Source organism: Rhodopseudomonas sp. AAP120 (genome assembly GCF_001295845.1).
Lineage (GTDB): Bacteria > Pseudomonadota > Alphaproteobacteria > Rhizobiales > Xanthobacteraceae > Rhodopseudomonas.
In genome coordinates, this window is record NZ_LJIC01000018.1 from 19,718 (window position 1) to 46,694 (window position 26,977).

Sequence of the window (26,977 nt, forward strand, 5' to 3'; positions counted from 1 at the left end):
GAACCGTGCGCAACAAGGCTCGCTCGAACAAGGCTCGGTCGACAAGCCTTGCAAGACGCGCACCGCCGAGAGGCTTTCGAGGAACCATGACCGGCACATTCGACACGATTCTGAAGGGCGGCACCATCGTCAACCAGGACGGCGAGGGCGTCGGCGATATCGGCATCAAGGACGGCAGGATCGCCGTGCTGGGGTCGTTCGATGCGTCGCAGGCCGGCGAGACGATCGATTGCCGCGGCCTGCATGTGCTGCCCGGCGTGATCGACACCCAGGTGCATTTCCGCGAGCCCGGCCTGACCCATAAGGAAGATCTGGAGACCGGCTCGCGCAGCGCGGTGATGGGCGGCGTCACCGCGGTGTTCGAAATGCCGAACACCAATCCGCTGACGATCACCGAAGAAACCTTCACCGACAAGGTGAAGCGCGCCGAGCATCGCATGCATTGCGACTTCGCGTTCTTCATCGGCGGCACCCGCGACAATGTCGAAGAGCTGCCCAAGCTCGAGCGCGCCCGCGGCTGCGCCGGGGTGAAAGTCTTCATCGGCTCGTCGACCGGGAGCCTCTTGGTCGAGGACGACCCGAGCCTGAAACGCATCCTGTCGGTGATCCAGCGCCGCGCGGCGTTTCATGCCGAGGATGAGTATCGGCTCAACGACCGCAAGGGCGAGCGGATCGAGGGCGATCCGCGTTCGCATCCGGTGTGGCGCGACGACGTCGCCGCCCTGCAGGCGACGCAGCGGTTGGTGGCGATCGCGCGCGAGACCGGCAAGCGCATCCACGTGCTGCACATCTCCACCCGGCAGGAGATGGAGTTTCTGCGCGACCACAAGGATGTGGCGTCGGTCGAAGTCACGCCGCATCACCTGACACTGGTGGCGCCGGAGTGTTACGAGCGGCTCGGCACCAAGGCGCAGATGAATCCGCCGGTGCGCGACGCCTGGCACCGCGACGGCATCTGGCACGGCCTGGCGCAGGGCGTGGTCGACGTGCTCGGCTCCGACCACGCGCCGCATACGCTTGAAGAGAAAGCCAAGACCTATCCGGCGTCGCCTTCGGGCATGACCGGCGTGCAGACGCTGGTGCCGACCATGCTGGATCACGTCAATGCCGGCCGGCTGTCGCTGGCGCGCTTCGTCGATCTCACCAGCGCCGGCCCGGCGCGGTTGTTCAACATCGCCTGCAAGGGCCGCATCGCCGCCGGCTTCGACGCCGACTTCACGGTGGTCGATCTCAAGCGCAGCGAAACCATCACCAACGAGTGGGTCGCCTCGCGCGCAGGCTGGACACCCTATGACGGCGTCCGCGTCACCGGCTGGCCTGTCGGCACCTTCGTGCGCGGCGCCAAGGTGATGTGGCAGGGTGAACTAACCACGCCGTCGCGCGGCGAGCCGGTGCGGTTTCTGGAGACACTGAAGGCTTAGTCGCTTCCTCCAAGTACGTCCTCATGGTGAGGAGCCCGGCGGAGCGTAGCGTAGCTGGGTGTCTCGAACCATGAGCTCCGGGCACCGTGTGGCTTCATCCTTCGAGACGCCTTGGCTTCGCCCTGCGGGCGGCGCCAAGGCTCCTCGGGATGAGGACTTGGCGTGGAGAAAACCGCCAGAAGCCTTAGCCCGGCACGTCGATCGTGGTGTTGAAAACCACGAGATCGGCGCGATGGAGGCCGGTCGAGTAGAACACGATCTCGTCCTTGCGGGCGTCGTCCCGCGAACTTGCGTGGCAGCCCGTCACCACCGGCAACTTTGCCGGCATGGATCTGTCGTTGTCTTCGGCAGACGTGGCGATCGAGATCGCGACGACGCCAGTTCTACAACACCCGACACGGCCACCTTGGCTGGACGCTGTCGGCGGCGACCGCCGAACTGATCGCGACGAAGATCGGGCCGGCGCGGTAACGACCGCTGAGCTCGAGGTGGCGAGGACCTGCGTCATTTTGTCAGAGCCTCCGGGGAACTCCGGTGGGGGATTCTGCGTATCCCCGCCGCGATCGTCTTCAGCGATGATGGCACGCGATTCGGTCGCGCCTCCGGATCGGGTTCGAGTCGTTGGTTAACAGCAAATCAACGAATGCGGCGCAGCCTTCTACAGTCGCAACGATCGCCGGGTCGTCGAGTGACCGATACGCTTGAGGGGGATTCCAGATGGAAGCTCAGAAGACCGCGGTCGATGCCATCGTGACCTTGACCGGATGTGACCGCGCCGCCGTGACCGAATTCATCCGCCGCTTCTATCTGGCGGGGGTCAAGGATCCGAAGCGGCTGACGTTCAAGGGCCTGCAAGCCTTCGCACGCAACTGAGTCGTCGACCTGAGCGCATCACATTGCCCGATACGTGCTTGCGCGTCGCGGCGGGCGGACGTTTGAGCCGCCTGGTCGTACTTATTGCTTCGCCAGCGCGACCGAGAACTCGCCGTTGCGCACCCGGCCCGGCAGGCCTTCGACGAATTTGGCGACAGCGTCCTCGCCATACGTCCCGACCAGTTCCGCAAATGCGGTGAACAGGCTCGCCTGCGCCAGGCAGTCGCCGTCGACGCCGTCGTGCAGGGCTTCGGCCCAGGCTTCGCTGAGATAGCTGAGCGCGGTCTGCTTTTGCTCGCGGTCAGCCTGCAGGTCGCGCTCGGGCGGGTAAGTCGTGACGCTCATGAATCTCAACAAGGTAGGGCCCGGTCCACTGCGGACCGGCAATACCGAAGTGTTACCACGCGCACGGGCGCCCGCTAGGCAGTTCTTTAGGAAAGGTTAATGGCCTGGGATAAACCCGAGGTTCGGCTCAGTTCGCGTAACGGGCGGTCAGATCCCGGGAGATCTTGGACCCTTCCTCGAGGTATCGGCGAATCGCCACCTTCGCGGCGGGCGTGCAGGTGCGATAGGTCTGCTGGAACCCGTTGTAACCTCGATTGAATCCAGCGATCAGCCGGGTCCGGCGGTCTCCAGCGGGCGTTTCGGCGTCGATCAGCGCCTGCATCTCGTTGCGCCACTTGGCCCCCTCGTTGCTGCCGCAGATTCCGCGCAGGTAATGCAGCGTTCCCAGAATCTCGGCAAAGCGTTGAAGGTCGGCATCGAACGGCGCGGCGCCGTCCTGGGCGCGCGCCGGGGCAAGGCTGCAGGTCGCAACCACGAGGGAAAGGGCGAGCAGGCGCTTCAGCATGAGGGGATCCCGACGCGGCCTGATAGGCTTTTTCCGCCGCAGCGGCAAGCGAGGGTGGTTCAGCTTCCGATCAGCGCATAGGCGGCCGCGACAATGCCCGGCAGGCCCTCGGTCACCTTGAAATCACCGACCGCCTCGGGCGCCACCCAGACGGCTTCGTCGAGTTCGTCATTCAGCACCGGATCGCCGGCGATCCAGCGCGCCGCGAAGGATAGAATCACATAGTGCCCGGCATTCGTCGGCGCCGGGATCACCTCGCGCCAGCCGGCGAGACCCGAGATCGACACGGTGAGCGCCGTTTCCTCGGCGATCTCACGTGCCAACGCTGCCTCGAGCGTTTCGCCGTACTCGACCCGTCCGCCGGGAAGGGAGTAGAAGCCCTTGCCGGGGGATCGCGCGCGGCGAACCAGCAGCACGCGGCCGTCGCGGAAGATCGATGCGCTCACGGCGAGCTGGGGATGGCGCGGCGGTTCAGCAGTCACGGGCATTCAGTGCGACATGATGAAGTCGACGTCGGCGGCGCTGCCCTGGCCGTTGATGATGCCGCCGGCGCGGCCGATCAACGGCTTGATCCAGCCGACCGCTTCCTCCGCCAGCTTGGTGCGCGTTGAATCCTGCTTGGCCCCGCGCATCGCGTCGCCGATCGCCGATAGAATCGCGGTCATGTTGCTGGTGACTTCGTCGAAGTCCTGACGGATGCCGGCGTCGGCATGTTCATACGCTTCGATCGCCAGATCGCGCGCCTTGAAATTCGAGAGCTTGAAGTGTTCCGCATAGGACAGTGGCTGCCATCCGAGGAAATCCTCCGAACATTCGGGCATGTCGGGGATCATTTCGAGCAGCATGATGGCTTCGTTGAAGTGATTCAGATAGTCGGTGGCGAGGCCGGTTTTCGGATTGATATTGGCGGCCGACAGCTCCGCCGCACGCGCGGCGGCATCTGCGCCACCCGATGAGCTTGGGCGCGTTGAGGGGCTGGTTTGCATCGATGCCATCGATGGTATTCTTCGGATACCGGGGTTAATAGGCTCTGAAGAATCCACCTGGGGAAAACGCGCAATGTGCGGACGCTTTGTCATTACTTCTGCACCGGCCGCGATCCGCGAAGCGTTTGCTTATGTGGACCAACCCAACTTCCCGGCGCGCTATAACATTGCCCCGACCCAGCCGGTTCCCGTGGTGATCCTGGACGGTGGCGCGCGTCGATTCCGGCTGATGCGATGGGGCTTCCTGCCGGCTTGGGTGAAGGATCCGAAGTCCTTCTCGCTGGTCATCAATGCGCGTGCCGAGACTGTGCTGGAGAAGCCCGCATTTCGTAACGCGATCCGCAGACGGCGCTGTCTCGTGCCGAGCGATGGCTATTACGAGTGGAAAGTGATGGGATCACGCAAGCAGCCGTATTTGATCCATCCGCGGGACGGCGCGCCGGTCGGATTTGCCGGCGTATGGGAAACCTGGGTCGGGCCGAATGGCGAGGAACTCGACACGCTCGCGATTCTCACGACCGCGGCCACAGGCGGCATGACCGAGCTTCACGACCGCGTTCCGGTCACCATCGCGCCGCAGGACTACGCACGCTGGCTTGACGCGGATGAGACCGATGTCGAAAGCATCACCGTGCTGCTTCGGGCGCCGCCGGAAGCGCTGTTCGTCTGGCATCCGGTGTCCACTGCGGTCAACCGGGTCGCCAACGACAACCCACAACTGATCCTGCCAATTTCGGCGGAGGAAACGTTTGAGGCGCCGAGAATTGCTTCGCCTGAGGTGACGAAATTTAGGGCACCAAAACGGGCAGCCAAGTCTGTGGAGGACGGCGGGCAGGGATCACTATTCTGACTTAGGATAGGGAGCTTCTGCCGTGCGATCTTTTGCCTTGGTCATTGGCTGGGCCCCTCTTGCTTACCCTCTCTGCCGCGAGAGAAACCAACAAAGAGGCCGATAATGCCAGTGACAAGACCTAATAGCCCCGAACTTATCTGGATCATGTCTTTTATATACGTTTTTAGATCGGCTCGCTGACGCTCAGAGATCCGGGCGGCTTCTTGGTTTACCGCCAATTCGTAATTTGCCCTAAGGTTGGCTACATTGCTCTGCCAGTTTCTAGTTTCTTCAGTGGACGGTCCTTCGATTGTAGTAACTGACTCATTGATGGTCACACACGAGTTTTGCATCGAAATATTCAGGCCGCTTATCTTTGGCACATTGGTGCAAACTTGTCGCGGCCTGCTCTTTACAATCTGTTTTCCTTCGGGGGCGGGTGGATAGGCAGGCTCCGCGATGGTCTTTCGTGCTAAATCTTGAATCTGTTGTGCCGACAGCCATTCCGGACTCATTGCATATCCCACTATGCCCAATAACAGAAAGCCGATGGAGATAAGTACCAGAGGGATTGCTATCGATAAAATGGCGAGTCTGTTCATGGCCTCCTCCCTAAAAACCTTCAAAGTTGTCACAATGGTCATTATAAGAAATCAAAGTGATATACGTGGACGACACATGGGTCATATACTATCTACGTGGTTAGTCTACAATTCGTCGTGCTCTAACAGCTCATTCGGTCGGCTAGCTGGCGCCCTCATACCACCTTGCCCGGGTTCATAATGCCATGCGGATCGAGCAGCGACTTGATGGAGCGCATCAGCTCCATTGCCGTGGCGTCCTTCACGCCGGGAAGTTCGTCGCGCTTCATCACGCCGATGCCATGTTCGGCCGAGATCGAGCCGCCGTGGCGTAGCACGATCGCGAAGACGACGCTGTTGACCTCGTGCCAGCGCGCGAGAAATTCCGCCTTGTCGGCACCAGGAGGCTGGCTGACGTTGTAGTGGATGTTGCCGTCGCCGAGATGACCGAACGGCACCGGCCGGGCGCCGGGGATCAGATCGATCACCGCGGCGTTCGCTTCTTCAATGAACTGCGGGACCGCCGCGACCGGCACCGAGATGTCGTGTTTGATCGAGCCGCCTTCCGGCTTCTGCGCCGGCGAGATCTCCTCCCGCAGTTTCCAGAACGCCTCCTGTTGCTGCAGCGACGCGGCAAGGGCCGCATCGTCGACGATCCCGTCCTCAAAACCACGTTCGAGAATCGCCTCCAGCGCGCCGCGCGCATCGTCGCGCATCGACGACAGCTCCATCAGTACGTACCAGGGATGGCGGCTTTCCAGCGGATCGCGATTGTGGGCGTGGCGTACCGAGAAATCGAGTGCGATTTCGGCAATCAGTTCGAAGCTGGTGAGATGGCCTGCGGCCTCTCGCTGAGCGATACCGAGAAGTTGCAGCGCGGCCTCGGGTGATTGCAGTCCGACGAACGCGGTCTCGACCGCGCGCGGCTTCGGAAACAGCTTCAGCGTCGCCGCGGTGATGATGCCGAGCGTGCCTTCGGCACCGATGAACAAGTCGCGCAGATCGTAGCCGGTGTTGTCCTTCTTCAGCTTCGACAGCAGGTTCAGCACCCGGCCGTCGGCGAGCACCACTTCGACGCCGAGCGCCATGTCGCGCGCCAGCCCGTAGGCCAGCGCGGCGGTGCCGCCGGCATTGGTCGCGAGGTTGCCGCCGATGGTGCAACTCCCCTGGGCGCCGAGCGACAGCGGGAACAGCCGGTCGACGCTCGCAGCCCGCTCCTGTGCGGTCTGCAGGATGACGCCGGCTTCGACCGTCATGGTGTTCGACGCCAGGTCGATCTCGCGCACCTTGTCCATCCGCTTCAGCGAAATCACGACCTCGCCATTGTGCGGTGTCTGCCCTCCAACAAGGCCGGTATTGCCACCTTGCGGCACGAGGGCAATGCGCTGCTCGTGAGCCAGCCTGCAGATTGCAGCAACTTCGTCGGTCGATGCGGGGCGCAGCACCAGCGGTGAGTGGCCGTGATACAAATTGCGCTCTTCGGTGACGTAGGCCTCGAGTTCGATCGGATCGGTCAACGCATGTTTGTCGCCGACGATCGCGGCGAAACGCGCGATCAGCTCGGGCGACAAGGAGACGGGCGTGGGCGGGCTGACGATGTTCATGGTGTTTCCTCTTCCCTGTCGTTGCGAGGAGGCGAGCGACGAAGCGATCAGGAGCTTGGGTCAGGAATCTCGAGATTGCTTCGCGACGGTCGCCGTAACGCGACGGTTTGTTCGAATAGTATTCATGCGCGCGGCGCCGCGGCGCGGCGCAGGCGGTCGTTGATCGCTTCGCCGAGACCGTGCGGCGGGATCGGCATCACCGCGATCGCGCCCGCGCCCACTGCATCGAGTTCGCGGAGCGCGCCGAACAGATGGGTCGCTGCCTCAGCGAGATCGCCGCGAAGCGACAGGTTGCGCACTGCGACGGCCGCCTCCGCACCCGGCGGCAGGGCAGATCCGAAGGCCAGCAGTGCTTCTCCGGCTACGACGTGCGTCGCGCCGAGACGGACGCGAGCACGCGGCGCGTAGTGCGACGCCAGCATCCCTGGCGCGACCGGTGCATTGCCTGCATCGGCAACAGCCGTTGGTGCGATCAGAGCGCGCCCCAGCATTTGCTCGATCGAGTCGCGTGGCACGCCGCCCGGCCGCAGCAGCACCGGCGAGCCGAGACAGCCGACGATCGTGGATTCGACACCGACCATCACGGGACCGCCGTCGACGATGGCGTCGATGCGGCCATCGAGGTCGGCCGCGACATGCGCCGCCGTGGTCGGCGACACATGGCCGGAGCGGTTGGCGGACGGCGCGACCACGGGCCCGCCGAACGCGCGCAGGAGCGATTGGGCGACGGGGTGGGCCGGCACGCGCAGCGCCACGCTGTCGAGCCCCGCGGTGGCGAGTTCGCACACCGGACAATCCGCGGCCTTCGGCAACACCAGAGTCAGAGGACCCGGCCAGAACGCGCCGGCCAATCGGAGGGACACGTCGTCGAAACGGGCAATCTTGCGGGCCGCAGCGAGATCGGCGACGTGCGCGATCAGCGGGTTGAACGATGGCCGTGCCTTGGCGGCGTAGAGCCGGGCCACGGCGTCAGCATTGGCTGCATCCGCGCCCAGCCCATACACGGTCTCGGTCGGGAACGCGACCAGGCCGCCGCGGCGCAACGTCTGCGCGGCAGTCTCCGCGTCCTGAGCGGTCAGCCTGGCGGTGGTCGGGTCGAGCATCATGCCCGGTTCATATCTCAATTCGTGCAGATGCGAAGTAGCAAAGTCGACGCGCTGCGCTGCATCACACGCGGGGGCGGTCGCGATCGAGTTGTACCGGGAGTGTTCGCGCACCCGAAGAATTCCCGTCGGAAGAGGCGAGAACAGCGCTGCGCGACGGGCTTGCAACGCATTCCAATATAGAGTGAGGATAGTCTGTTCACACAGGCGCTCACCCGATGCAACTCAACCCGCTGCTTCATGCCGAACGCGTCACCGGCCGCAGGCAATCCGCTCTGATCGATCTTTGGTCGACGACCGGTTTTGCCGCTGCTGTGAGCGAAGTGACGGGTCCGCACCTCTATGAGTTCGGCGAACTGCCCGTCCCCACAGTCGCGATCACATTGTACGACGTCCGTCGTCACGTCCTGATCGAGAACGGCAAGGTCCGGCGCGATGCGCCGGTGCGGTCGGGGCGGTTTCGAATCGGCCAGCCCCGCCGGCGGGTGGTGGTGGACGCGGTGCCGGACACCCAATGGGGCAAGCTGTTACTGCTGTATCTCGGCGAGCCGCTGCTCAAGGAGGTCGGAACGTCGATCGGCTCCGCGGACGCGATCACGCTGCGCGATACGGCCTGGGACATCGAAGATCCGTTGCTCGAAGTCTCGGCGAAGCGTCTCGTCGAAGCCAGCGAAGGCGGTGACCGCCCGAACGCGCTGCTCGCCGAGCAACTGGCCTACACGCTCGCGCTGCATCTGACGGATCGCTATTCGGGCTCGCGCGCCGCGGTGGCCGAACAGTCTGCGCCGCTGGACGCGCCGGTGCGCGACCGGATCGCCGAATTCGTGCGTGCCGATCCCGGCGCTCCGATTACTTTGGCTGCGATGGCCGCGGTCGCCGGCATGAGCCCGTCCAACTTCATCCGCAGCTTCAAGCGGTCGACGGGAATGACCCCGCATCGGTTCGTGGTGGAACAGCGCGTCGCCGCGGCGCGGCGGCTGCTCGAGACGTCCGACCTGCCGATCGTCGAAATCGCGCTGGGCGTCGGTTTCTCGTCGCAATCGCATTTCGGCGTCGCGTTCCGCCAGGTGACGGGCGAAAGTCCCGCGCGCTATCGCCGACTGCAGCGCGGCCACGAGTAATTTTTCGACAGAAAGCTGCGGACTCGGCGGTCGCCTGGCGATTTTTCGGCAGACGCATTCTCGCGATTGATAAATTTGTCGCACACGACGGTCGCCCGGTGAAGGCGAGCGAGGGAGGATACGTATGACGACATCTTCGAGCACGGTCGCGCCGATCACGGACACCAGCCTGACCGGCTTCTACAAAGACATGACCGTCACCGAGAAGCGCACCTTCTGGGCGTGTGCGACGGGCTGGGCGCTCGACGGCATGGATTTCATGATCTACCCGCTGGTGATCGGCACGATCATCGCGCTGTGGAAGGTCGATGCCGGCTCGGCCGGTCTCGCCGGCACGGTGACGCTGCTGGCATCGGCGGTCGGCGGATGGGCGGCAGGTTACCTGGCCGACCGGATCGGCCGCGTCCGCACGCTGCAGCTCACCATCATCTGGTTTTCGCTGTTCTCTCTGCTCTGCGCGTTCGCCCAGAATTTCGAGCAATTGCTGATCTTGCGCGCGCTGCTCGGCTTCGGTTTCGGCGGCGAATGGGCGGCCGGCGCGGTGCTGATCGGCGAGACGATCCGTCCGCAATATCGCGGCCGCGCGGTCGGTTCGGTGCAGTCAGGCTGGGCGGTCGGCTGGGGCATGGCGGTGCTGGCGCAGGCCGCGCTGTTCTCGCTGCTGCCGCCCGAACAGGCATGGCGCTGGATGTTCGCGATCGGCGCGCTGCCGGCGCTGCTGGTGCTGTACCTGCGCGCCTATGTGAAGGAGCCGGAAGTCGCCGTCGAAGCCCGCGCCAAGGTGACGGCGGCCGGCGGCGCTCGTTCGATCCTCGCGATTTTCCAGGGCCGCATTCTGAAAACCACCATCCTGGCGTCGCTGGTCGCCACCGGCTGTCAGGGCGGTTACTACGCGATCACCTTCTGGGTGCCGCGCTTCCTTACCACCGAACGCAAGCTGTCGATCGTCGGCTCCACCGGCTATCTGGCGACGCTGATCATCGGCTCGTTCGTCGGTTATCTGGTCGGCGCGTGGTTCGCCGATCGGTTCGGTCGCCGCAGCCTGTTCCTCACCTTCTCGCTCGGCGCGATGGTGGTGGTGCTGGCCTATACGCAGCTTCCGCTTTCGAACGAAATGCTGTGGGTACTCGGCTTTCCGCTCGGTTTCTTCGCCTCGGGTTACTTCTCGGGCATGGGCGCGTTTCTGACCGAGCTGTTTCCGACTAGCCTGCGCGGCTCGGGGCAGGGATTTTGCTATAATTTCGGCCGCGGCGTCGGCGCGTTGTTTCCCTTCCTGGTCGGCTATCTGTCGCAGGTCACCACGCTCGCCAATGCGATCTGCCTGTTCGCGATGTTCGCCTACGTGCTGTTCTTCGCCGCCGCCTATGCGTTGCCGGAGACACGCGGCACGGTGCTGAATGCAGATGAGTAAGCCCGGCACTTCGACGAATCCGGCTCCGGCGTGTCCGGGGCCCGATCCGTCGCCGCGCCCGCCGACGCGCTTTGTCGTGCCGCCGGGCGCCGTCGACACCCACGCGCATGTCATCGGGCTGCCGCCGGCCTATCCTTTCGTCGAGGGACGCAGCTACACGCCGCCGGCGGCGACCCCGGACGCCTATCTGGCGATGCTGGACGCCACCGGCATGACCTACGGCGTGCTGGTGCAGGTCAGCGTGCACGGCACCGACAATCGCCTGATGCTGGAGACGCTGGGCGCTCATCGCGAGCGCCTCAAAGGCATCGCGGTGATCCCGCTCGGCCTGCCGGACAGCGAACTCGCGGCGCTCAAGGAGTTCGGCGTCGTCGGGCTGCGGCTCAACATCCTGTACGGCGGCGGCATCGGATTCGAGCGCGTCGGCGAATATGCCGCGCTCGCCAGGGAGCTGGGCTGGCATCTGCAGTTCCTGATCGACGCAAAAGACCTCGTGCCGCTGGCGCCGCCACTCGGGCGGCTGCCGGTGCCCTTCATCGTCGATCATTGGGGCCATTTCCCGGTGTCCCGCGGCATCGACGATCCGGGCTTCCAGGCGCTGGTGTCGCTGGTGCGTGACGGCGCCTGGGTCAAGCTGTCGGGTGCCTATCGCAACACGGTCGCGGGCTTTCCGTATGCGGACACGATCCCGTTCGCGCGCCTGCTGCACGAGACCGCGCCGGACCGCTGCGTCTGGGGCAGCGATTGGCCGCACGTCGCGACCTGGCAGCACATGATGAATGTCGGCGATCTGCTCGATCTGCTCGCCGATTGGGTGCCAGATGCGGCCGCCCGGGACCGCGTTCTGACTGAAAACGCGCACCGTCTCTATGGCTTCGCGCCTCGCCTGCGGTGAGTGGGGCCCATCCAACCGCCGTCTCTGACCGGAGTGCGGCGGCTGGATAAAATCCTTCGCAATATCCACACTGGAACGCTTGCGAAGCCGGAAAGCGGACGCTATAAGCCGGGCCTCTTGTCGGAGTGTGGCTCAGCCCGGTAGAGCACTGCGTTCGGGACGCAGGGGTCGCAGGTTCGAATCCTGCCACTCCGACCAAGATTTCCATCTCCCCAAATGGTTTGCGGGACGTCTGGCCGCTCGGGCGAGCGGCGGCGTTCTGGCGTCGTAAACAGGCCGAAGGCCTGCGGTTCGGCTTTTCCGGATCGATATGCGCGAGTCGTTCTGCAGCGCGCGGGCGGCCGACGAAAGCAAGGACCGGGCTCTCTGCCGATGAGCCGTTTCCGGTCCTGCAGCTCGCTCGGCTGTTCCTTCCGAGATCCCGGCGTTCACACCATGACGGCCCCGAGTCCGGTCCACTTATCCTTCGCCTGCAGATCATCGACGATCCGGGCCATGGTCGTTCCTATGTTGATCCAGGCGGTGTCTTTTCCTTGATAGTTGTACTTGCCGTACGACATGGTTGCCGCCTTGTGCAGCGCCAGAACGTGCCATTGGTCGTTGCAGACCGGCGAGCCTGATGATCCCTCCGCCGTATCGGTGAAGTATCTGAGCTCGCCGTCATCGAGCGCTGCGGCAAGATTGTTGCGGATTGCAATCTGCTTTGGATGGCCGCCAGGATGCTGGATGATATTGACCGGCAGCCTTGCTCCGCTTGTCAGGTTGATCGGCTTCGCCCAGATCGGAAGCGGCCGCCTATCGACAGGGGGACGCTCGAGTTCGAGCAGCGCATAGTCGAGTTGCGCGTCGTCGGCGACGAGGGCCACAACACCGATCCGGTCACCATCGGTGCTCTCGTCGTCGTAGTCGAACTGCACGATCGTGCCACGCGCCTGAAGCTGCAGATCGTCCGGGCTCGCGGGCGCCTCGCCGTTCGTTCTCGCCAGAATCACATGGTGGTTCGTAATCACGTATTTGGAGCCGATGAGCCACCCGGTGCCGAAATAGAGCACGGGATTGCCCGACGCCGGCAGCGATCTCGGCAGGCCATCTTCGACACGGGGCACGCTCAGCCGTGCCACCGAGCGGCCGGTGCGAGCTGCGCCGGCGAGAAAGCCGAACGGCAAGAGATCGCTCTCGAACAGGATACGCTCGGGATGTTCGGCCGGTGGCGGCAACGGCCCGGACCCGAACTTCGCAACCTTCGCGACCTTGTCTGCACGTTCTCGAAAAAATTGCTGCTTGTCGGGTCGAAGGCTCGTGGCATAGACCGCATTACGAAGCCAGCGCTCCAGCGGCAGCTCGCCGACGACCTGGTCGTCACTACTCATGGTTTGGAGATCCGACAGCAACTGGTCGCTCGGATTGCCCAGCGTCGGCAGGCTGGCGATGTACTCGATATTGACGCCGAACAGCAATTGATCGCGTTTGTTCTGCAGGCCGAGCTTTAGCCCCTGCTGATGGATGTCGTAGACGTCGTCGACAGTGAGCAGCATCGCTCCCCCCGATCTGTAACGCTGCGGCAATTAGATACTGCAGATGATGATGTCATCATGCGTGCTCGACAAACAGTATTCAACTGATAAGCTACATGCCTGCGCTGATAGCTTCTAATTCGATCGCGACGTGGTTTGAGTCGGGAGAGCGCAATGAGCGGTTTGGACGAACAGCTAGCGCTTCTACGAGGTTACAATAGAGCCGTTCAGGATCGTGATCCGAAACTCGCAGAAGAGGTCCGAGACGGGGTCGCGCGCGGCACGGTGGTGACTGAATCGGCGGCTCCGCCCGAAGAGATCGGACGCCAGCTCGAGCTGGAAAGCATCGCGATGCGCAAGCAGCGCCCGGTTCTGGCCATCAAGGAGAACGTAACGCAACTGGTGTTCGTCGATCCGGCGGATAGCGAGATCTGGGGTGAACGGCTGAGGAAGTCGAAGGACGTTCTGGATGCGGCGATCCCGGCCGTCGGCCGGATCAATCTTCGCGGTGCGCCGCTCGGCTTTGTCGGCACCGGCTGGTTGGTGGCCGAGAACGTCATCGTCACCAATCGTCATGTCGCTGTTGAATTCGCCACGCAGCGCGGCGAGGGCTTCACCTTCCGTAGTGGTGTCGCCGGTCCGATGAGTAGCGCGGTGGATTTCTTGCAGGAAATCGACAATCCGGCACAGCTCGTCTTCAATCTGATCAGACCGCTGCATATCGAGGAGGCCGGCGGCCCCGACCTGGCCTTCTTCGAGATCGAAATGCTGTCAGGAGACGCCAAACTGGCGAAACCGATCGATCTGGCGGTGGAGATCAACGAGACGGAAGATGCCGCAGCCATTGGTTATCCGGCTTTTGACAGCCGCATCCCCGAGACGGACCTGATGGAGCAGATCTACGGCAAGATCTACAACAAAAAACGATTGTCGCCCGGTGGCGTGACTCGCGTCGACCCGTTGCGGGTCTGGCACAACTGCACGACGCTCGGCGGGAGTTCGGGGTCGGTGTTGATCGATCTGGCCAAAGGCAATGCGATCGGTCTGCATTTCAGCGGCTCCTTCCTGGCAACCAACTACGCCGTACGGGCCGACATCGTGCGCCGCGTTCTCGGCAGTGTACGAGCTGGCCGGGCGGTGCCGCGGCGAACGGTGCCTGTTCGAACGTCGATGGCGGGTGGGAGCCTTGGGGCCGATGAGCGCGGCGCGGCGCCGGCCGCGGCGCTGCGTGGCGGTGCGGGCGCCGCGACGCTTAGCATTCCGCTGACCCTGAAAGTGTCGATCGAGCTCGACGGCGCGTTGCAGACGCCGCGTGCCTCTAACCAAGCTGCCTGGAGTGCTGCTGAACCGACAGAATTCATCGCCGAGACCGAGGCGGTGGCCGCCGACTACAATGACCGCGCCGGCTATGTGCCGACGTTCCTCGGGGACAGGTTCGCGGTCGATCTGCCGGAAGTCACCCGTGACGCCGGCGACGTGCTGCAGTTCGAGATCGGAGGCGTCACCCAGTCGGAGCTGCGCTATCAGCATTTTACCGTCGTGATGAGCAGCAGCCGGCGGATGTGCTTCTTCAGCGCGTGCAACATTGATGGCCAGCAATCCCGCAAGAGTCCGCGGGTCGCCTGGAAATGGGATCCGCGGATTCCGAAGTCGCAGCAGATCATGAAGGAGTGCTACGGCAACCCGCCGAAATTCAGCCGTGGCCACATGACGCGGCGCGAGGATCCGGGCTGGGGCGAGCCTTATCAAGCCAAACTCGGCAACGAGGACTCCATGCACGTCACGAACGTGACGCCGCAGATGCAGGCGTTCAATTCGCCGATCTGGCTGGCGCTCGAGGACTACGCGTTGCAGCACGCGCGCGAAGACGACATGAAGATCTCGGTCTTCACCGGCCCGTATTTCGGTCAACACGATCCGGAGATGTACGGGGTGCGTATCCCCATGGCATTCTGGAAGGTCATCGCATTCATTCACGATGAGACCGGCAAGCTGTGCGCAACGGGCTACGAGATGAGCCAGGAAAGCACGCTGCAGTCCGAGCAGGAGTTTGTGTTCGGGGCGTTCTCGTCCCCACAGCTCCATGTCGCGACGCAAGTCTCCATCCGTTCGATCGAGGCCCGGAGCGGCGTCAGCTTCGGTCGGCTCGCCGGTTTTGATCCTTTGGCAGGTGGCGAGGAGAGCGTCGGCATCCCGGCCCGATTGATGGCCGTCGAGCAGATTCGCTTCGTGTAACGGCAAGCGCATCGCGCCGATCGTCATCGCAGCCGACCGCTGTGGGTCTCGGGCGCGTGGCGGCGAGCATGGGAGCGTAGCGACGGAGAGAGTGCGTCATGATTTTCGGTGCCGAGAAGATCGCGGAAATCCAGCAACGCGCCATCATGGCCGGACTTCACGCTGCCGAGAAACGCAATCTGCTGCTGTTCGGGGTCCCGACAGGATATGTGGCCCGGTTGTCAATCAAGACCAACCCTGGCGACCAAACGTTGTCGGATCTGCAGACGATGAGCACGGACGAATGGGTGGGGGAGGAGATCCCGCTGGCGATCTGGCTGCGGAATGCGGCGACTCAGACCAAGATGTTCGGCGAGCCGACGGCGTTCTTCGCCAAGTGCGCCGACGAGGCGGCGACAACGCCGCGCCGGTCCAGCGTGGCTCGGCCGGATGTTGCCGAGCCGGCGCAAGCTGCCGGGGAGGCGAAGGATCCTGCCGCGCTGGACGCAGCGCAGAAAGAGAGCCTGGCGGCCGCCATGGAGGCCTGTCTGTCAGTCTCGGATCTGCAGGCGACGTTACAGAAATGCTTCGGCGATCTGCTCGACCTCTACGCCGCCTCGAGCGATGCGCCTCCCACGGTGCGCGATCTGGCGATGCAGAGCATTGCCCTGGTCGAGCGCGAGAAACTCACCGTGGCGTTCCTGCATTTCGTGCTCGCGAGCGCCCGGTGCAGTGCCGAACTGCGTGAGAAGGCCAATGCGATGTTTCCGGAATTGCAGGTCTGTGACCGCCCTTTCGCAGTCACCGTCGACGCGGCGGCGAAGTATCTCGCGCAGAACGCTGGCGCGGTGTCCACCCTGCTGGGCGACAAGGCGTTGGCGGCGCAACTCGACGTCTCGGTGAAGGAGTTGAAATGCTACAAAAGTCTTCACGAAGCGATTCATCAGGTCAGGAACAATCCGCTGCCGCGGCTGTCGGACGACGACAATCCTGCCACGGCGCGTGAGTTCAAGCAGGAGCTTCGGCAATATCTGGCGTTGCTGAACACCGCTGCGGGCCGGCTACAGGACGCGCTCGACGAACTGCCGCCGGACAATCCGGTGCGCACCGCGCAGCAGCCGGGGATTACATTGATCCTCGGCTGCGCCAAACGGATCGAAGCCGCACTGTGGCACGCCGACATCGACGCCGCGGACGCCGCGCTCGAAGACACCGCCCGCACCATCGATCCGATGCTGGACGAGTTCAACCAACTGATCGTCGACAAATCGAAACGTGTGCTCGACGGACCTCTGGATCAGCTGCGTCGTGCGCTCGCGGAACGCCAGGCCCAGGGCGGCCCGGCGGCGGTCAACGCGATGGATGCGCTGCGGCTGGCACTGCGGCTGCGAGTGCTTGAACACTCGCGCTGGCAGGAGGTCGACAATTCGCTGTCGTCACTCGGTCGTGCGTTCCGCGCGGATACCGGAAGCGCCTTCAAGAAGTTCACGCGACGCTGGGGCGTCGCGCGTCGTCAGATTCCGATCCTCACCGATTCCGACTCGGGCGTCGGCACGGCCAAGCTGGAAGCGCTGGCCCGCCGCGTCGACAATGCGCTGGTCGATCTGGAGAAGACTTTGTCCACGACGGGGAGCGGCGACAAGGACAGTTTCGCGGCCGCGATGCTCGAGCCGTTCGACGAATTCCGATTTGAGACGCAGCAGCAGTTCTTGAAAATCGACAGCGCGCTGAAGCGCAATTGCGCCGAGCTCGCACGGGTCGTGACAAAAGGCTGATCGATGCCATGGAAACAATTGCGGGCGGATTTTCGTCTCTGAAGGCGTTGCAGGAGGAGCATCAGCGCCTGCTTCCTGACCCAGGTTCGGGGGCGTCGACGATTGCCGATGTGGCGACGTCGACGATCAAGGAATTCCTCGACGCTGCCGCGTCGAGCGGCCGCTTCATCATCGACCCGCGGGAGCGACGCAAGGCACAGGAGATCATCCGCTTCTGGACCGCCGAGCTGATCACGCGCGGCGTGAACGACTGGGCGCTTCCGGCGCTTGCGCGGCCGCAACTCCAGTCGGCTGAGCCGAAGCGCGAGTCTGCGGCGGACGCAAGGGAGCAGGTGCCCGCCGGCGTTGCCGGCAGCGACGAGGAGCTAGTACGCAGTCGCGCCATCGTTCGTATTTCGGCCAGTGCGCGGCAGTGGCGCGAGAGCACCGACGACGGCTGGCTGCTGCAGGGAGACGCTCTGCGCGAGGCCGAGCGATATGTTCGCGACGACGACGACATTCGGGCGCTCGTCGATGCGAGTCGCATCGCCGAAACTCAGCGAAGCCGTCGCAAGATCGGGATCCTGAGCACCCTGGTGATCGTCCTGTTGGTGTTCGCCGGCGTGGTCACTTATTTGCTGGTCCGGGCCGTAGAGAATCAGCGGGAGATCGAGCAGACGCTCGGTGCGGAGCAAGAGACATCCGACGCCAAGGATGATCTGAACAAGCAGCTTCAGGAGAGCCTCAACGACCAGGCCAAGGAGGCGCTGGAGCGGCAGGATCAACTCGATTCCCGAATGGCGGCTCTTCAGGACGTTGCGAAGCTGCTGCATCGTCTGCGTGACCAGGGGCAGGTCAATGCCGATGAGATCCCCACGATCCTGAGGCCGTTCGTCGCCGCCCTCGACCAACCGCCCTCGCTTGCGCCGGTGGCGGTCGACCAGTTCATGCGCGGCTACGACAGCGGATTCCTGCAGACGTCGCTGGTCCGCAACAGATCTCAGGCGGGGGCCATCGGCACATTCACAATTCCGCTGCCTTCGTTGACGGCGGCGGGGCGCGAAACCGCCTATGAGGGAGGGCGTCCGCTGCCGTCTATCAATTTCAGCGTAGTGCTCGATACTGTCCGGCGTATGCCTGTGTTCAGTGCGGTCAACCTGCAGCGCTCGAAGATCGTCTCGGTTGAGAGGCCGATCGGCACGTTCCAGGTCGACCCGCGAGTACCAGAACAAGCTCAGCTTTCCCCGGAGGCCTTTGCCGGCACCGATCTGGACCGTGGGCGCCTCGTCAACGCACGCGACATCGCCTGGGGCGACGCGTTCTCCGACGATCCGGAAAGCGCCGGCCGGATCGCCTTTGGCGTCACGAATGTGATGACCAATGTGACGCCGCGCTATCCGGCCTTCAATCGTGGCCCCTGGGTCGGCTTCGAACGCTATGCCCGCGAGCAGTTCAGCGAGAAGTCCGACCGGATCATCATCTTCACCGGGCCGATCTTCGGGGCCGATGATCCCACGATCGACGGGATGCGGGTTCCGCAGCAATTCTGGAAGGTGCTGATCGCATCCGATCCATCCAGCCCGGGACGTCTGATCGTGGAGGGTTATGTGGTTCCGCAGGACGGCGGCAGCATGCCTGCGCCGTTCTCGCCGGAGGCCTACCGGACGCGCCTTGCGGCGATCGAGCGGCTCGCCAAGCTCGATTTCGGTGAGATGGTGCGCGCTGCCGACATCGCCTCGCCGTCCACGGCACGGTTGGCGATACCGGCCACACAGACCGGGAAGGATCTCGTCGCTCTGCTCGTTCAAGCGCAAGGTGCCGACGCGGAGGCGCGGGCATCGGCGATGACACAATTGATGGCGGCGATCCGCGATCTCCAGGGACATGAGAGCGATCTGAGGCCGCTGGCGGACGCCATTCCGTCGATCGCGAAGTCGTTCGCTTCTCTTGGTCCGGAAGCGCAGATCAACATGCTCACTCTGCTCGCCGCCATTCCCAAGACGCGATGGGACAGCGAGAGCTGGATCGACATCAAAGCCACCGCCCGGCGTGCGCTCGCCGACGCCGCGGCAGCGCTGGGCGGGTGCGCAGACACTTCGCAAGCGTGCACGCTCATGGCCGGACTGAAGCCGAAGCTCGACTGGTCCCTCGCATCCGGCCGGACGATACTGGTGAGATTCGCAGGTCTGCGCCGGAACGACGTCAAAGCGACCGACGACAAACTGAAGATGCTCGGGTGGGACATCGCTGCCGAAGATCGAACCGCGCTGGCCGGCGGCTTCAACGAAGTCCGCTATCCCGATAACGAAGAGGATCGCCGCGCTGCCGAGGTGCTCGCTGCCGATCTACGAGCTCTTGGACGCAGCAGCGTCCGCGCCACGAAGGCTTCCGGGCCGGCGAAGTCACTCGAGGTGTGGCTCAGCATCTGACCCGCTTCTCGCACCGCGACAGCCGAGCGGAATTGCTGCGGGCGGCGAGGCGATAGTTGGGAGTCGCAAAGCCCGTTCGCTGCTGTGTCACCGCCGGGCGGAGGTGATGGCCGGCGAAACGGCGAAGATGCCGAAGCTCCCGACTCACGTATCCGTTTGCTTACGCGACCTCTTGCTCGCGCGTCCTTCTGCTGGAGTTGTCTTTTTGCAAAGCCGGTCTGCCGCCCCCAAGGGCGGCAGCGACCGCCCACCGGAAGTCGCCGCCCGTCGAAAACTTTAAGACGCTGCTCGCAGCCGCGAGCGCGGCGACCTGCGGCAGGTCTCCTCGCGCACGATCAGAACTCGCCTGCGAGAATTCTGCTGTTACGATCGCGGATATCCTGCGGGACGATCTCCTCGTAGCTGGCCTGGAAATTCGCCTCGTCGTCCGGGCCTTCGTCCGGCACCTGCAGCGCAGTGAACCATCGGTTCAGCAGGCAGAAATGGCCGATCAGCCAGGTCAGCTCGACAATCTGAGTGTCGACGAATCGAGCCGCCGCCGTCTCCGTCAAGGTGCTGGTGCGCGGATCGGCCTTGTTGTGCGCGGCAAGTACGCGGCGAAGGTCGGAGAATTGCTTGTCGTCGACGAGATGCGCGTCCCGGGCGACGTTGGCCGTATAGTCGAGGACGATGCGCTCCCGCTCGGTGTACACCTGCGGGTGTTTTTCGTGTTCGTGCAGGTGCAGATACTTGCTGTGTGCTTCGTCGCGCCGGCCGGCGTCGGAGTAGAGCTTCATGCCGATGAAGGAATGATGCGTGACCGAGTAGCGCGAGCGGTTGATCAGCGAAGTCCGTGAGATGACCAGTTCTTTGAGGAAGCGGTCGTTGAAGCCCGCCGTCTGCAGGTCTCCATAGGTCGTGACCGGATCGAAGATGAACGAGTTGCAGTACTCGACCTCGGTCTGAGCAAGGCGTGGACAGTACGCCATCACCTTGATGAGATTGTTGGGAAAATGCCCCCACGTCAGTTCGCCCGCCTTGAGCGCCGCAGCCGTGTTGTCGTCGACCTCGTCGATCTGCAGGGGGCGGATTCGCGTCCACGGTCCTTGCTTCATGTTGGTCATGTCGTCCTCCAAAGAATGATCATGCCGCGTCGTCGGCGACCGCCATTAGGGTGAGGGCGCAGTCGCAGCCCCAACCGACCAGCCAGACCTTCTCGATCGGTTTCGGAACGTCCGGCAGCGCGTCGAAGTCTATTGAGCCGTCGGGCTTCTGACGTTCGATGAGGTCGTCAGCAGACCGTTGAGCCAGGTCGGACAGCCGCGGATCGGGCCGGTGGGCGTGCAGCATCAAGGCCGACCACCCCAGCTTGGTCGACAGCGGGAGCGCTGCGACGTCGCCGTGATATGCCATCACGAAGCGCAGATAGTTCTCGGCCAGATCCAGGATGGCGGGATCACCGCTGGCACGCGCGAACCAGACCAGCCCGGCAATTCCGGTCGCAAACATCGCGGGCCGGGCGAACGGATCCGTCAGGTCAAAATAGGCGTTGCGGTCGGAGGCGTCAGGAACGACGTGCCCGTGCGTATCGAGATAGGCATAGAATGCCTTGTCGAGCTCGGGCTGGTGAGCCAAGGCGCGGCGCAGGAAGTGGGCGGCGCTGTGGGCTTCGACGAGATCGCCGGACCAGACGGCACCCATCAGCGCGGCGCCGCTGCGCTCCAGGTCGAGCAGTGTCTTGCCCTGCGGTCCGGAGAAACCGTAGCCGCCCGTGCCCGGATCACGAAATGCGATCACCGATCGCATGATCTGGCGGGCAATGTCGAAACGCCCGAGCGCCGCTGCCCCCCACGCGGCCCAGCCACCGAGATACGGCGTCCATGGGTGCGCGACGGGATCGGCCGAGAGGTCGAAGACGCCGTTCGGCATGAAGCGGCTCGTGAGCTGCGCCAGCGTCCGATGGGCAAGCGCGCGTCGGCCGCCGAGGGCAAAGACGGCGGGCATCTTGTAGTAGAATTGCACGTCGCCCGGCGCGCTGCGCGAGCTGCCATTGTGTTCGAATTCGCTTTCCAGATAGCCGAGCAGCCTGTCGGCCGCCTGCCGGATCGTTTGTTCACGCGACATGGCCCATCATCCGGCGAAGTATTGACGCTCGAGGCATTTCGGCGAACCGGGCTCGTAGTAGCGCAGCCGCCAGCTGTCGTCCGGTTTGAGGAACGAACGAGCCTTTTGCGGCTCGGCTGCGGCGCGGGCATGAGCCAGCCCGCGGAACTGGAAGTGAGCGAACAGACGCATGAACTCTGTCAGATACAGATCCGCCACGCGTGCATCGCCGCGGATCAACAGCATGTTCTCGTCGTTCTTGCGGGTGGAGGCGTCGCTGAAATTCGCCGAGCCCGTGATCACCAGCGGATCGGGGCCAAGCGGATCGATCAGCATGTATTTCGTGTGCACGTATTTGACGTGACTGTTGAGGCCGGTCAGGTGTTCCTCGAGCCAGCGCTCGAATTCGTTTCTCGGCAGGATGTTCGCGACGGCGACCTGGTTGAGGTGGTCGCGGTCGAGCCGCTCCATGTCGCGGTCGGCGCTTTCGAGCAGCACGTAGCGCAGATACGGTTTCTTGTGGTCGAGGACTTCCTCGAACAGGTCGTTGACACCGAAGGCGGCGGTGAAAAACACCGCACTGCCGGCCGCGTCCATCCGCTCGGCGTACCAGCGCAGCATATCCAGATTGCTGCGCGGGCTGAACACGGCGTTGGTCCCGATCGGCGGCGCACCCTCGGGCACCTGGAACGCCTCCTCGTCGTGCGGCCGCAGATCCTTCATGTCCGGGTCCTCGGCGAGCGCGCTCCAATAGTCGAGATAGGAGCGGGCAACCGCGGCATCGCGCACCACATGGCCGACATTGGAGTGTCCGAAGATGCCCCCGTCGGTGAAGTTGGTCGAGCCGGTCCAGACCTCGATCGGCTCGTCCTTGTGCAGCAGGACGATGAACTTGTTATGCGAGATGGCGCTCGGACTGGCGGTGCGCGGGATCGTGAGATCCGCGAGCCCGGCAGCCTCGATTGCGTCCCGATTGGCCTGCGCAGGCCCGTTGGCCTTTTCGCGGGCGTCGTACACGATCTTGACGTCGGCACCGGCATCGGCGGCGCCTTTCAGGGCGGCGAGGACGGCGCCTTGCTGAAATTCGTAAGCGGCGACGCGCAGTCCCCAGTCGGCGCTGTCGGCGCGATGAATGAAATCCAGCATCGCGCGGAACAGTCCGCGCGAAAGCCAGCGGTACGCTTCACGGTTCGGGACCTCGTCCGGCCGCTTGTCGCCGAATTTTCGGGTGTATGCCTGTGACCCTGCGACGCCGCGGTTGAAGTAGACCGCGTGAGTCCCGGCGTCTTCCACCTCCGTGGCGATGCGAACCTCCACGGTTTCGGCCGGTTGAAGCGCGCCCGGAGCGCCTCGCATCGCGACGACCCGATAAGTGTAGTCGTGGCCGTAGCGGACGGTGTAGTCGCCCCAGAAGAAGCCCTGGATCGGATGCTGCTCGGTGGAAACCGGGCCGGGCTGAACCGCAACGTTCTCGAAGACCTTGAGCGCCTGTAGCCAGGCGCGTGCGTCGCCGTGTCCGTGCTCGATCCGCTCGATGGCGAAGCCGAGCAGGCCTTTGCTGGCCTGCTCTTCCATGTCGATGCCCAGCAGAATGACGTAGCCGCCCGCGATGGCATGGACGCTCAACGGACCGGATGCTTGACGTACGCGCATGGCCTGATCTCCCAATCACTCCAGAACGCCGGCAACGCAATCAACCAAACTCAGTGGGCGCCACTGCACCTCACGGCTTCGCGGCTTCGAGATTGACGCCCTTGACGGTCGCGCCCTCGTCGGTGCCGCCTTCCAACTGCCAGAGCAGCCAATCGTCGTTGGGGCCGAACTGCTTCCGGGCACGGTCCCACTTCTGCGGCAGCTTGGTGTTGAGGCTTTCGAGGAATGGCAGCAGCGGCTTCTGCGGCGGCGTTCTACTCTCGCGCTCGTCGAGCGCGGAGCGAGGCCATCCGAACAATTTGGCATACTGGCCGAAGCCGAAGCCGTCGAAGAAGTGCTCGCCGCCGATCAGCGGCATGTACCAGAGACTGGGAGAGCCGGTCGGATTCGGCTTGATCGGAACCTCGGCTTCGAGCGCAGTAAGAAGCCGTTGTCCCTCGCCGTCGCCGCGGCTGGCGAGATGATCGCGTAGTTGCGTCAGCGTCGGGAATTCAACCGGCGGACTGACGAACAGCACCGGCTTCCGCTGCTGGCGGGCCATGATGATCTCGTGCGGCGTTCCGACGCTGTAGACATTGGTCGGCACGAACGCGACCAGAAAGTCGCTGGTATCGACCATCCGCAGATCGATGTGCAGAGCCGGCCAGAAATGCTCGGCGCAGTTCGCTCGAGCCATTGCTCCTTCGGCGCCCTGCGCGAAGCTCCACTGGGTGCGGACCTTGGCGGTCGTCTCGTCCTCGCGTCCATATTCGGCGACCCCTCGGATCTGCGGTTTGAACCACGGGTCGAAGACGGTGACGCCGAACACGCGGAGAAATTCACTGACGCGATTGCGCCAGCCGAACCGCTTCTCGTCCTCGCGCGAGGCGACAAAGTCCATCGGTCCGGAAAGATAAACGCGCGCATCACGCAGCAGGTTGGGCGGGCCAAGCTTCGGCTTCTTCATGAGGCACCCCTCGCGGTTAGACGCCGTGCGCCTGCTCCCCCAGGCGCGGGGCAATCCGATTGAGCGCACCACTCTCAATTCAGCGTTGCCGGATACCTTCAACCTATTGGAATTACTCAGCTGAAAATGATAATGGTTGTCAATGAACGCAATATCAATTTATAGTTGAAATGCCGATTCTGCAAGCGTTAGTATCCGCCGCGACCACAGGCCTAATCCGAACCACACAGACTCGCGCTTGACGGTTTCGGTCCAATTCGACGCTCCATGGGCCGGGAGCCCCGACCCGACCGCCTTGCGCTGGAGGGGCAGAGATGACGAATTGGGAGTCTCACGGGTCGGTCAGCGGCCTGCTCTTGGCGGATTACGACAGCGAACTGAACGGTCCGCTTTTTGCGGTCAGCGACGACGGCAGCGCAGGCGGAGTCGTGGTGGATGCCGCCTTCGCCTCCGCCAAAGCCATCGCGGGCGCGACCCAACGTCTCGCGCTCGGTGTCGTGCTCGACGGCGAGCGAATGACCAGCGCCGGCGAGGTCCCGATCGGGCCGCCCGAATACGCTGCGCTCCGCGACGCGGCGGCGGGACGGCTGCTGCTCACCACCAATGTCGGGACGCGCGTCAACGTCCGGCTGACCGGACAGCTTCCGGAGTTCGCCGCCGTGGAAGCATCGGCGGATGCAATCGTGGCCGCCTTTCAGCCGTTTCTCGACACGCCGGACCGCCGACCGCGGCCGCTGACGGTTCGCCTGCTGCAGCCGCCGGGGGCGGACACCGCGCCGCTTGCCGCGCTTGTCGCCCGTCTCGAGAATGCGCGCCGCGACGGCCGCATTGGACCGTCGGCCGTGCACCGGCTTTCGATCTTGGTCGCCTTCAACGCCGAGATCGAGAGCGAAGCACAGCTTACGGAGATCGAGCGGGTGATCGCTGCGGCAGCCGATCTCGCTATCCCAGAGGTCGCCGTCGACGGGGAGATGTTGCCTTATGCGCGCCGGCGCTGGGGCGGGCAGGGCCTGCTCAACGTTCTCGGGGTAGCTGCGGCCAACCGGCTGCTGAAGGCGGCGACAGCCCGCGGCGTCCGACTCGCTCCGCGCTATCTGGTCGACGTCGAGTCCGCCGCACGGACGATCTGGACGGGCCTTCAATCGGCCCGCACCGGAGGGTTCGATGCCGGCAAATACGGGCTCCTCCCGCTCACTTTGGAAGAGCAGGTACAGGTGATCGAGTTGATCACGCGCTGGACGACCGGGTGGAGCGCGATCCCGGCATTCTATGTCGATACGCCGCTCGTGACTGCGACCGAGGTCTTCGAGGTCAATCAGTGCGAAGCGGCGGCCCGGCGCTGGCTGAAGGCGGCGCGCGGCGCCGGTGCGACCACGGTTCTGTTCGATGCACCGGACCGTGTTACGCCGCGTAAGCTGGTCCAGTCGCCGGACAGTTCCGGCGGCGTGCTTACCGTCGATCAGATCGCAGCCTTGCGCGATTACGGCCGGACGCTGGGCGTGAACGTGCTGTGGTCCGGCGGGATCACCGCGCGCCAGGCCTTCGAACTCGCCCGCCGCCGGGTGTTCGGAATCTTCAGTACGTCGAGCACAGCCACCAAGGTGGCAGTCACCGCGCCGTTCGAACGCGATCCGCGCCTTCCGGCAGAAAGCAAGCCGACCGAAGAGGGCGTGCGGCGCATCCATGCGATCGTTCAGGCAGGCTTCCTGGCGAGCCGTCTGTTGGAGCGTGATGCAAAGCTCTCCGCCGCCCTCGCCGCCGCCGCGGTGGAGTTGGCCGATCATCCGGCTGGCGCCGATGTCGGACTTCCGGCGCTGGACAGCTTGCTTGTCGAAGGCTGGCGCAAGTTATGGGGAGAAACCGGGAGCGCCGCGGAGCCTCAGCTGCGTCCGGCCAAATCGACCGCGCGCGTGCGGCCGGTGCCGGCTGATGCAGTCCGCGTCTTCCGGGGGCGAAAGAAAGCCGAGAGTGGACGCGAAGGATTCGTCCATCGGCTCGGCGAGGTCTTCATGCCGATGACGATCCAGGTCCAGCGGCTCTACGGATTGAGCGCATATCTGCCTGCCGTCGTGCCGGTCGCAGCTGGCAGCACGCTTCCGGACGAGGTCGCGCTCGTCTTTTATCGCACGCAGGATTGCTATCACGAGGCCAAGCGATGCATCGGCGGGCGCGCCTACAGCGAGATGCACGAATTGGCGTTCGACATGGCCCAAAGCCACAGCGGATTCCCGCAATTGCTTGCCACCGACACGATCGCCGCCGATCAGCCTTATCATCTGTTCGAACGTTCGGTCGATTGGCAGGTCGGGAGCAGCAGGCTCTATATCGGAACGCGAAAGCCGTCGTTGACGGCCGAGGCTTATCTGCAGGGCCTCGCCGCAATCGTCCGAAATATCCAGAGGGATGGGACGCCGCTCGACGCCGCAGTGTTTTCGGCGACCGCAGACTGGCTCGTGTGGTGGGATCACGCTCCAACTCCCGTCGATGCGTCGGTCGTCGATTTCGCCGCCGTGACGGATCGCGTGTTCGCATCGCCGCCGCGCAATCTGAGGGTGCCGAGCAACCTCAGCGAGCCGTACTCCGGCGTCACACTCGATCCCCGAGGGGACTTCCTCAATCTGCAGTTCAAACGGCTGGATTGAGATCCGCCAAGCGCCGGTGTGTGTCACCTCACCGAAGCCTGCGTCCGACGGCGAGCCACGGACGCA

General features: G+C 64.1%; 23 protein-coding genes and 1 tRNA gene. 11 read left to right on the forward strand and 13 right to left on the reverse strand.

Annotated features, from left to right (window positions below; translation table 11 throughout):
* Positions 1-86 precede the first annotated feature (86 nt).
* Positions 87-1,421 (forward strand): dihydroorotase, encoded by a 1,335-nt coding sequence (locus tag IP86_RS03990; protein ID WP_054161227.1) that lies wholly within the window; start codon positions 87-89, stop codon positions 1,419-1,421.
* A 184-nt stretch (positions 1,422-1,605) separates the two neighbouring features.
* Here the strand turns inward: IP86_RS03990 and IP86_RS28515 are convergent, their stop codons facing one another.
* Positions 1,606-1,749 (reverse strand): hypothetical protein, encoded by a 144-nt coding sequence (locus tag IP86_RS28515; protein WP_156332387.1) that lies wholly within the window; start codon positions 1,747-1,749, stop codon positions 1,606-1,608.
* 389 nt (positions 1,750-2,138) lie between these two features.
* Between IP86_RS28515 and IP86_RS28970 the strand changes: the two genes are divergently transcribed.
* Positions 2,139-2,294, forward strand: a complete 156-nt coding sequence (locus tag IP86_RS28970; protein WP_197279623.1) for a hypothetical protein — start codon at positions 2,139-2,141, stop codon at positions 2,292-2,294.
* An 81-nt stretch (positions 2,295-2,375) separates the two neighbouring features.
* Here the strand turns inward: IP86_RS28970 and IP86_RS03995 are convergent, their stop codons facing one another.
* The 4 genes from IP86_RS03995 to IP86_RS04010 all read right to left on the reverse strand — a co-directional run bounded on the left by IP86_RS03995 (position 2,376) and on the right by IP86_RS04010 (position 4,139).
* Positions 2,376-2,639, reverse strand: coding sequence for a hypothetical protein (locus tag IP86_RS03995; RefSeq protein ID WP_054161228.1), 264 nt, complete (start codon positions 2,637-2,639; stop codon positions 2,376-2,378).
* A 127-nt stretch (positions 2,640-2,766) separates the two neighbouring features.
* Positions 2,767-3,144, reverse strand: coding sequence for a TIGR02301 family protein (locus IP86_RS04000; protein WP_054161229.1), 378 nt, complete (start codon positions 3,142-3,144; stop codon positions 2,767-2,769).
* A 59-nt stretch (positions 3,145-3,203) separates the two neighbouring features.
* Positions 3,204-3,632, reverse strand: coding sequence for an NUDIX hydrolase (locus IP86_RS04005; protein WP_054161230.1), 429 nt, complete (start codon positions 3,630-3,632; stop codon positions 3,204-3,206).
* Entirely contained in the window at positions 3,633-4,139 is a 507-nt protein-coding gene (locus IP86_RS04010; protein WP_054161231.1) for a hypothetical protein, read from the reverse strand.
* A 64-nt stretch (positions 4,140-4,203) separates the two neighbouring features.
* On the opposite strand from IP86_RS04010, the gene IP86_RS04015 reads away from it, so the two are divergent.
* Entirely contained in the window at positions 4,204-4,980 is a 777-nt protein-coding gene (locus IP86_RS04015; protein WP_054161232.1) for an SOS response-associated peptidase, read from the forward strand.
* A gap of 41 nt (positions 4,981-5,021) precedes the next feature.
* On the opposite strand, the gene IP86_RS28525 is transcribed toward IP86_RS04015, so the two are convergent.
* From IP86_RS28525 to IP86_RS04025, 3 genes are all read right to left on the reverse strand, one after another.
* Positions 5,022-5,564 (reverse strand): hypothetical protein, encoded by a 543-nt coding sequence (locus tag IP86_RS28525; protein WP_156332389.1) that lies wholly within the window; start codon positions 5,562-5,564, stop codon positions 5,022-5,024.
* 155 nt (positions 5,565-5,719) lie between these two features.
* Positions 5,720-7,147, reverse strand: coding sequence for an FAD-binding oxidoreductase (locus tag IP86_RS04020; RefSeq protein WP_054161233.1), 1,428 nt, complete (start codon positions 7,145-7,147; stop codon positions 5,720-5,722).
* A 122-nt stretch (positions 7,148-7,269) separates the two neighbouring features.
* Positions 7,270-8,253, reverse strand: coding sequence for an L-threonylcarbamoyladenylate synthase (locus IP86_RS04025; RefSeq protein ID WP_054161234.1), 984 nt, complete (start codon positions 8,251-8,253; stop codon positions 7,270-7,272).
* Between the two features lie 215 nt (positions 8,254-8,468).
* Between IP86_RS04025 and IP86_RS04030 the strand changes: the two genes are divergently transcribed.
* From IP86_RS04030 to IP86_RS04045, 4 genes are all read left to right on the forward strand, one after another.
* On the forward strand, positions 8,469-9,371 hold the full coding sequence (locus IP86_RS04030; RefSeq protein WP_054161235.1) for a helix-turn-helix domain-containing protein: 903 nt from the start codon (positions 8,469-8,471) through the stop codon (positions 9,369-9,371).
* Positions 9,372-9,495: 124 nt separating this feature from the next.
* Entirely contained in the window at positions 9,496-10,782 is a 1,287-nt protein-coding gene (locus IP86_RS04035) for an MFS transporter (RefSeq protein ID WP_054161236.1), read from the forward strand.
* Positions 10,775-11,677: an amidohydrolase family protein gene (locus IP86_RS04040; protein WP_054161237.1), complete on the forward strand. Its 903-nt coding sequence runs from the start codon at positions 10,775-10,777 to the stop codon at positions 11,675-11,677. The genes IP86_RS04035 and IP86_RS04040 overlap by 8 nt, the downstream gene beginning before the upstream one ends.
* A 121-nt stretch (positions 11,678-11,798) precedes the next feature.
* A tRNA-Pro gene (locus IP86_RS04045) sits at positions 11,799-11,875 on the forward strand.
* Positions 11,876-12,105: 230 nt separating this feature from the next.
* Here IP86_RS04045 and IP86_RS04050 read toward each other — a convergent pair.
* Positions 12,106-13,212 (reverse strand): trypsin-like peptidase domain-containing protein, encoded by a 1,107-nt coding sequence (locus IP86_RS04050; RefSeq protein WP_054161238.1) that lies wholly within the window; start codon positions 13,210-13,212, stop codon positions 12,106-12,108.
* A gap of 153 nt (positions 13,213-13,365) precedes the next feature.
* On the opposite strand from IP86_RS04050, the gene IP86_RS04055 reads away from it, so the two are divergent.
* The 3 genes from IP86_RS04055 to IP86_RS04065 all read left to right on the forward strand — a co-directional run bounded on the left by IP86_RS04055 (position 13,366) and on the right by IP86_RS04065 (position 19,588).
* Positions 13,366-15,426 carry a DNA/RNA non-specific endonuclease gene (locus IP86_RS04055; RefSeq protein ID WP_082363827.1) on the forward strand — a complete coding sequence of 687 codons (2,061 nt, stop codon included), beginning with the start codon at positions 13,366-13,368 and terminating at the stop codon, positions 15,424-15,426.
* Between the two features lie 98 nt (positions 15,427-15,524).
* Entirely contained in the window at positions 15,525-17,180 is a 1,656-nt protein-coding gene (locus IP86_RS04060; protein ID WP_054161240.1) for a hypothetical protein, read from the forward strand.
* Positions 17,181-17,188: 8 nt separating this feature from the next.
* Positions 17,189-19,588, forward strand: coding sequence for a DNA/RNA non-specific endonuclease (locus IP86_RS04065; protein ID WP_082363828.1), 2,400 nt, complete (start codon positions 17,189-17,191; stop codon positions 19,586-19,588).
* A gap of 335 nt (positions 19,589-19,923) precedes the next feature.
* Here IP86_RS04065 and IP86_RS04070 read toward each other — a convergent pair whose 3' ends face one another.
* The 4 genes from IP86_RS04070 to IP86_RS04085 all read right to left on the reverse strand — a co-directional run bounded on the left by IP86_RS04070 (position 19,924) and on the right by IP86_RS04085 (position 24,269).
* Entirely contained in the window at positions 19,924-20,691 is a 768-nt protein-coding gene (locus IP86_RS04070) for a carboxymuconolactone decarboxylase family protein (RefSeq protein WP_156332390.1), read from the reverse strand.
* A 19-nt stretch (positions 20,692-20,710) separates the two neighbouring features.
* Positions 20,711-21,691: a hypothetical protein gene (locus IP86_RS04075; protein ID WP_054161243.1), complete on the reverse strand. Its 981-nt coding sequence runs from the start codon at positions 21,689-21,691 to the stop codon at positions 20,711-20,713.
* A gap of 6 nt (positions 21,692-21,697) precedes the next feature.
* On the reverse strand, positions 21,698-23,323 hold the full coding sequence (locus IP86_RS04080; protein WP_082363830.1) for a phospholipase D-like domain-containing protein: 1,626 nt from the start codon (positions 23,321-23,323) through the stop codon (positions 21,698-21,700).
* Positions 23,324-23,393: 70 nt separating this feature from the next.
* The gene (locus IP86_RS04085; RefSeq protein ID WP_197279624.1) at positions 23,394-24,269 is read right to left on the reverse strand and encodes a hypothetical protein; all 876 of its coding nucleotides are present in this window, start codon (positions 24,267-24,269) and stop codon (positions 23,394-23,396) included.
* A gap of 314 nt (positions 24,270-24,583) precedes the next feature.
* On the opposite strand from IP86_RS04085, the gene IP86_RS04090 reads away from it, so the two are divergent.
* Positions 24,584-26,911, forward strand: coding sequence for a hypothetical protein (locus IP86_RS04090; RefSeq protein WP_156332391.1), 2,328 nt, complete (start codon positions 24,584-24,586; stop codon positions 26,909-26,911).
* Positions 26,912-26,977 lie beyond the last annotated feature (66 nt).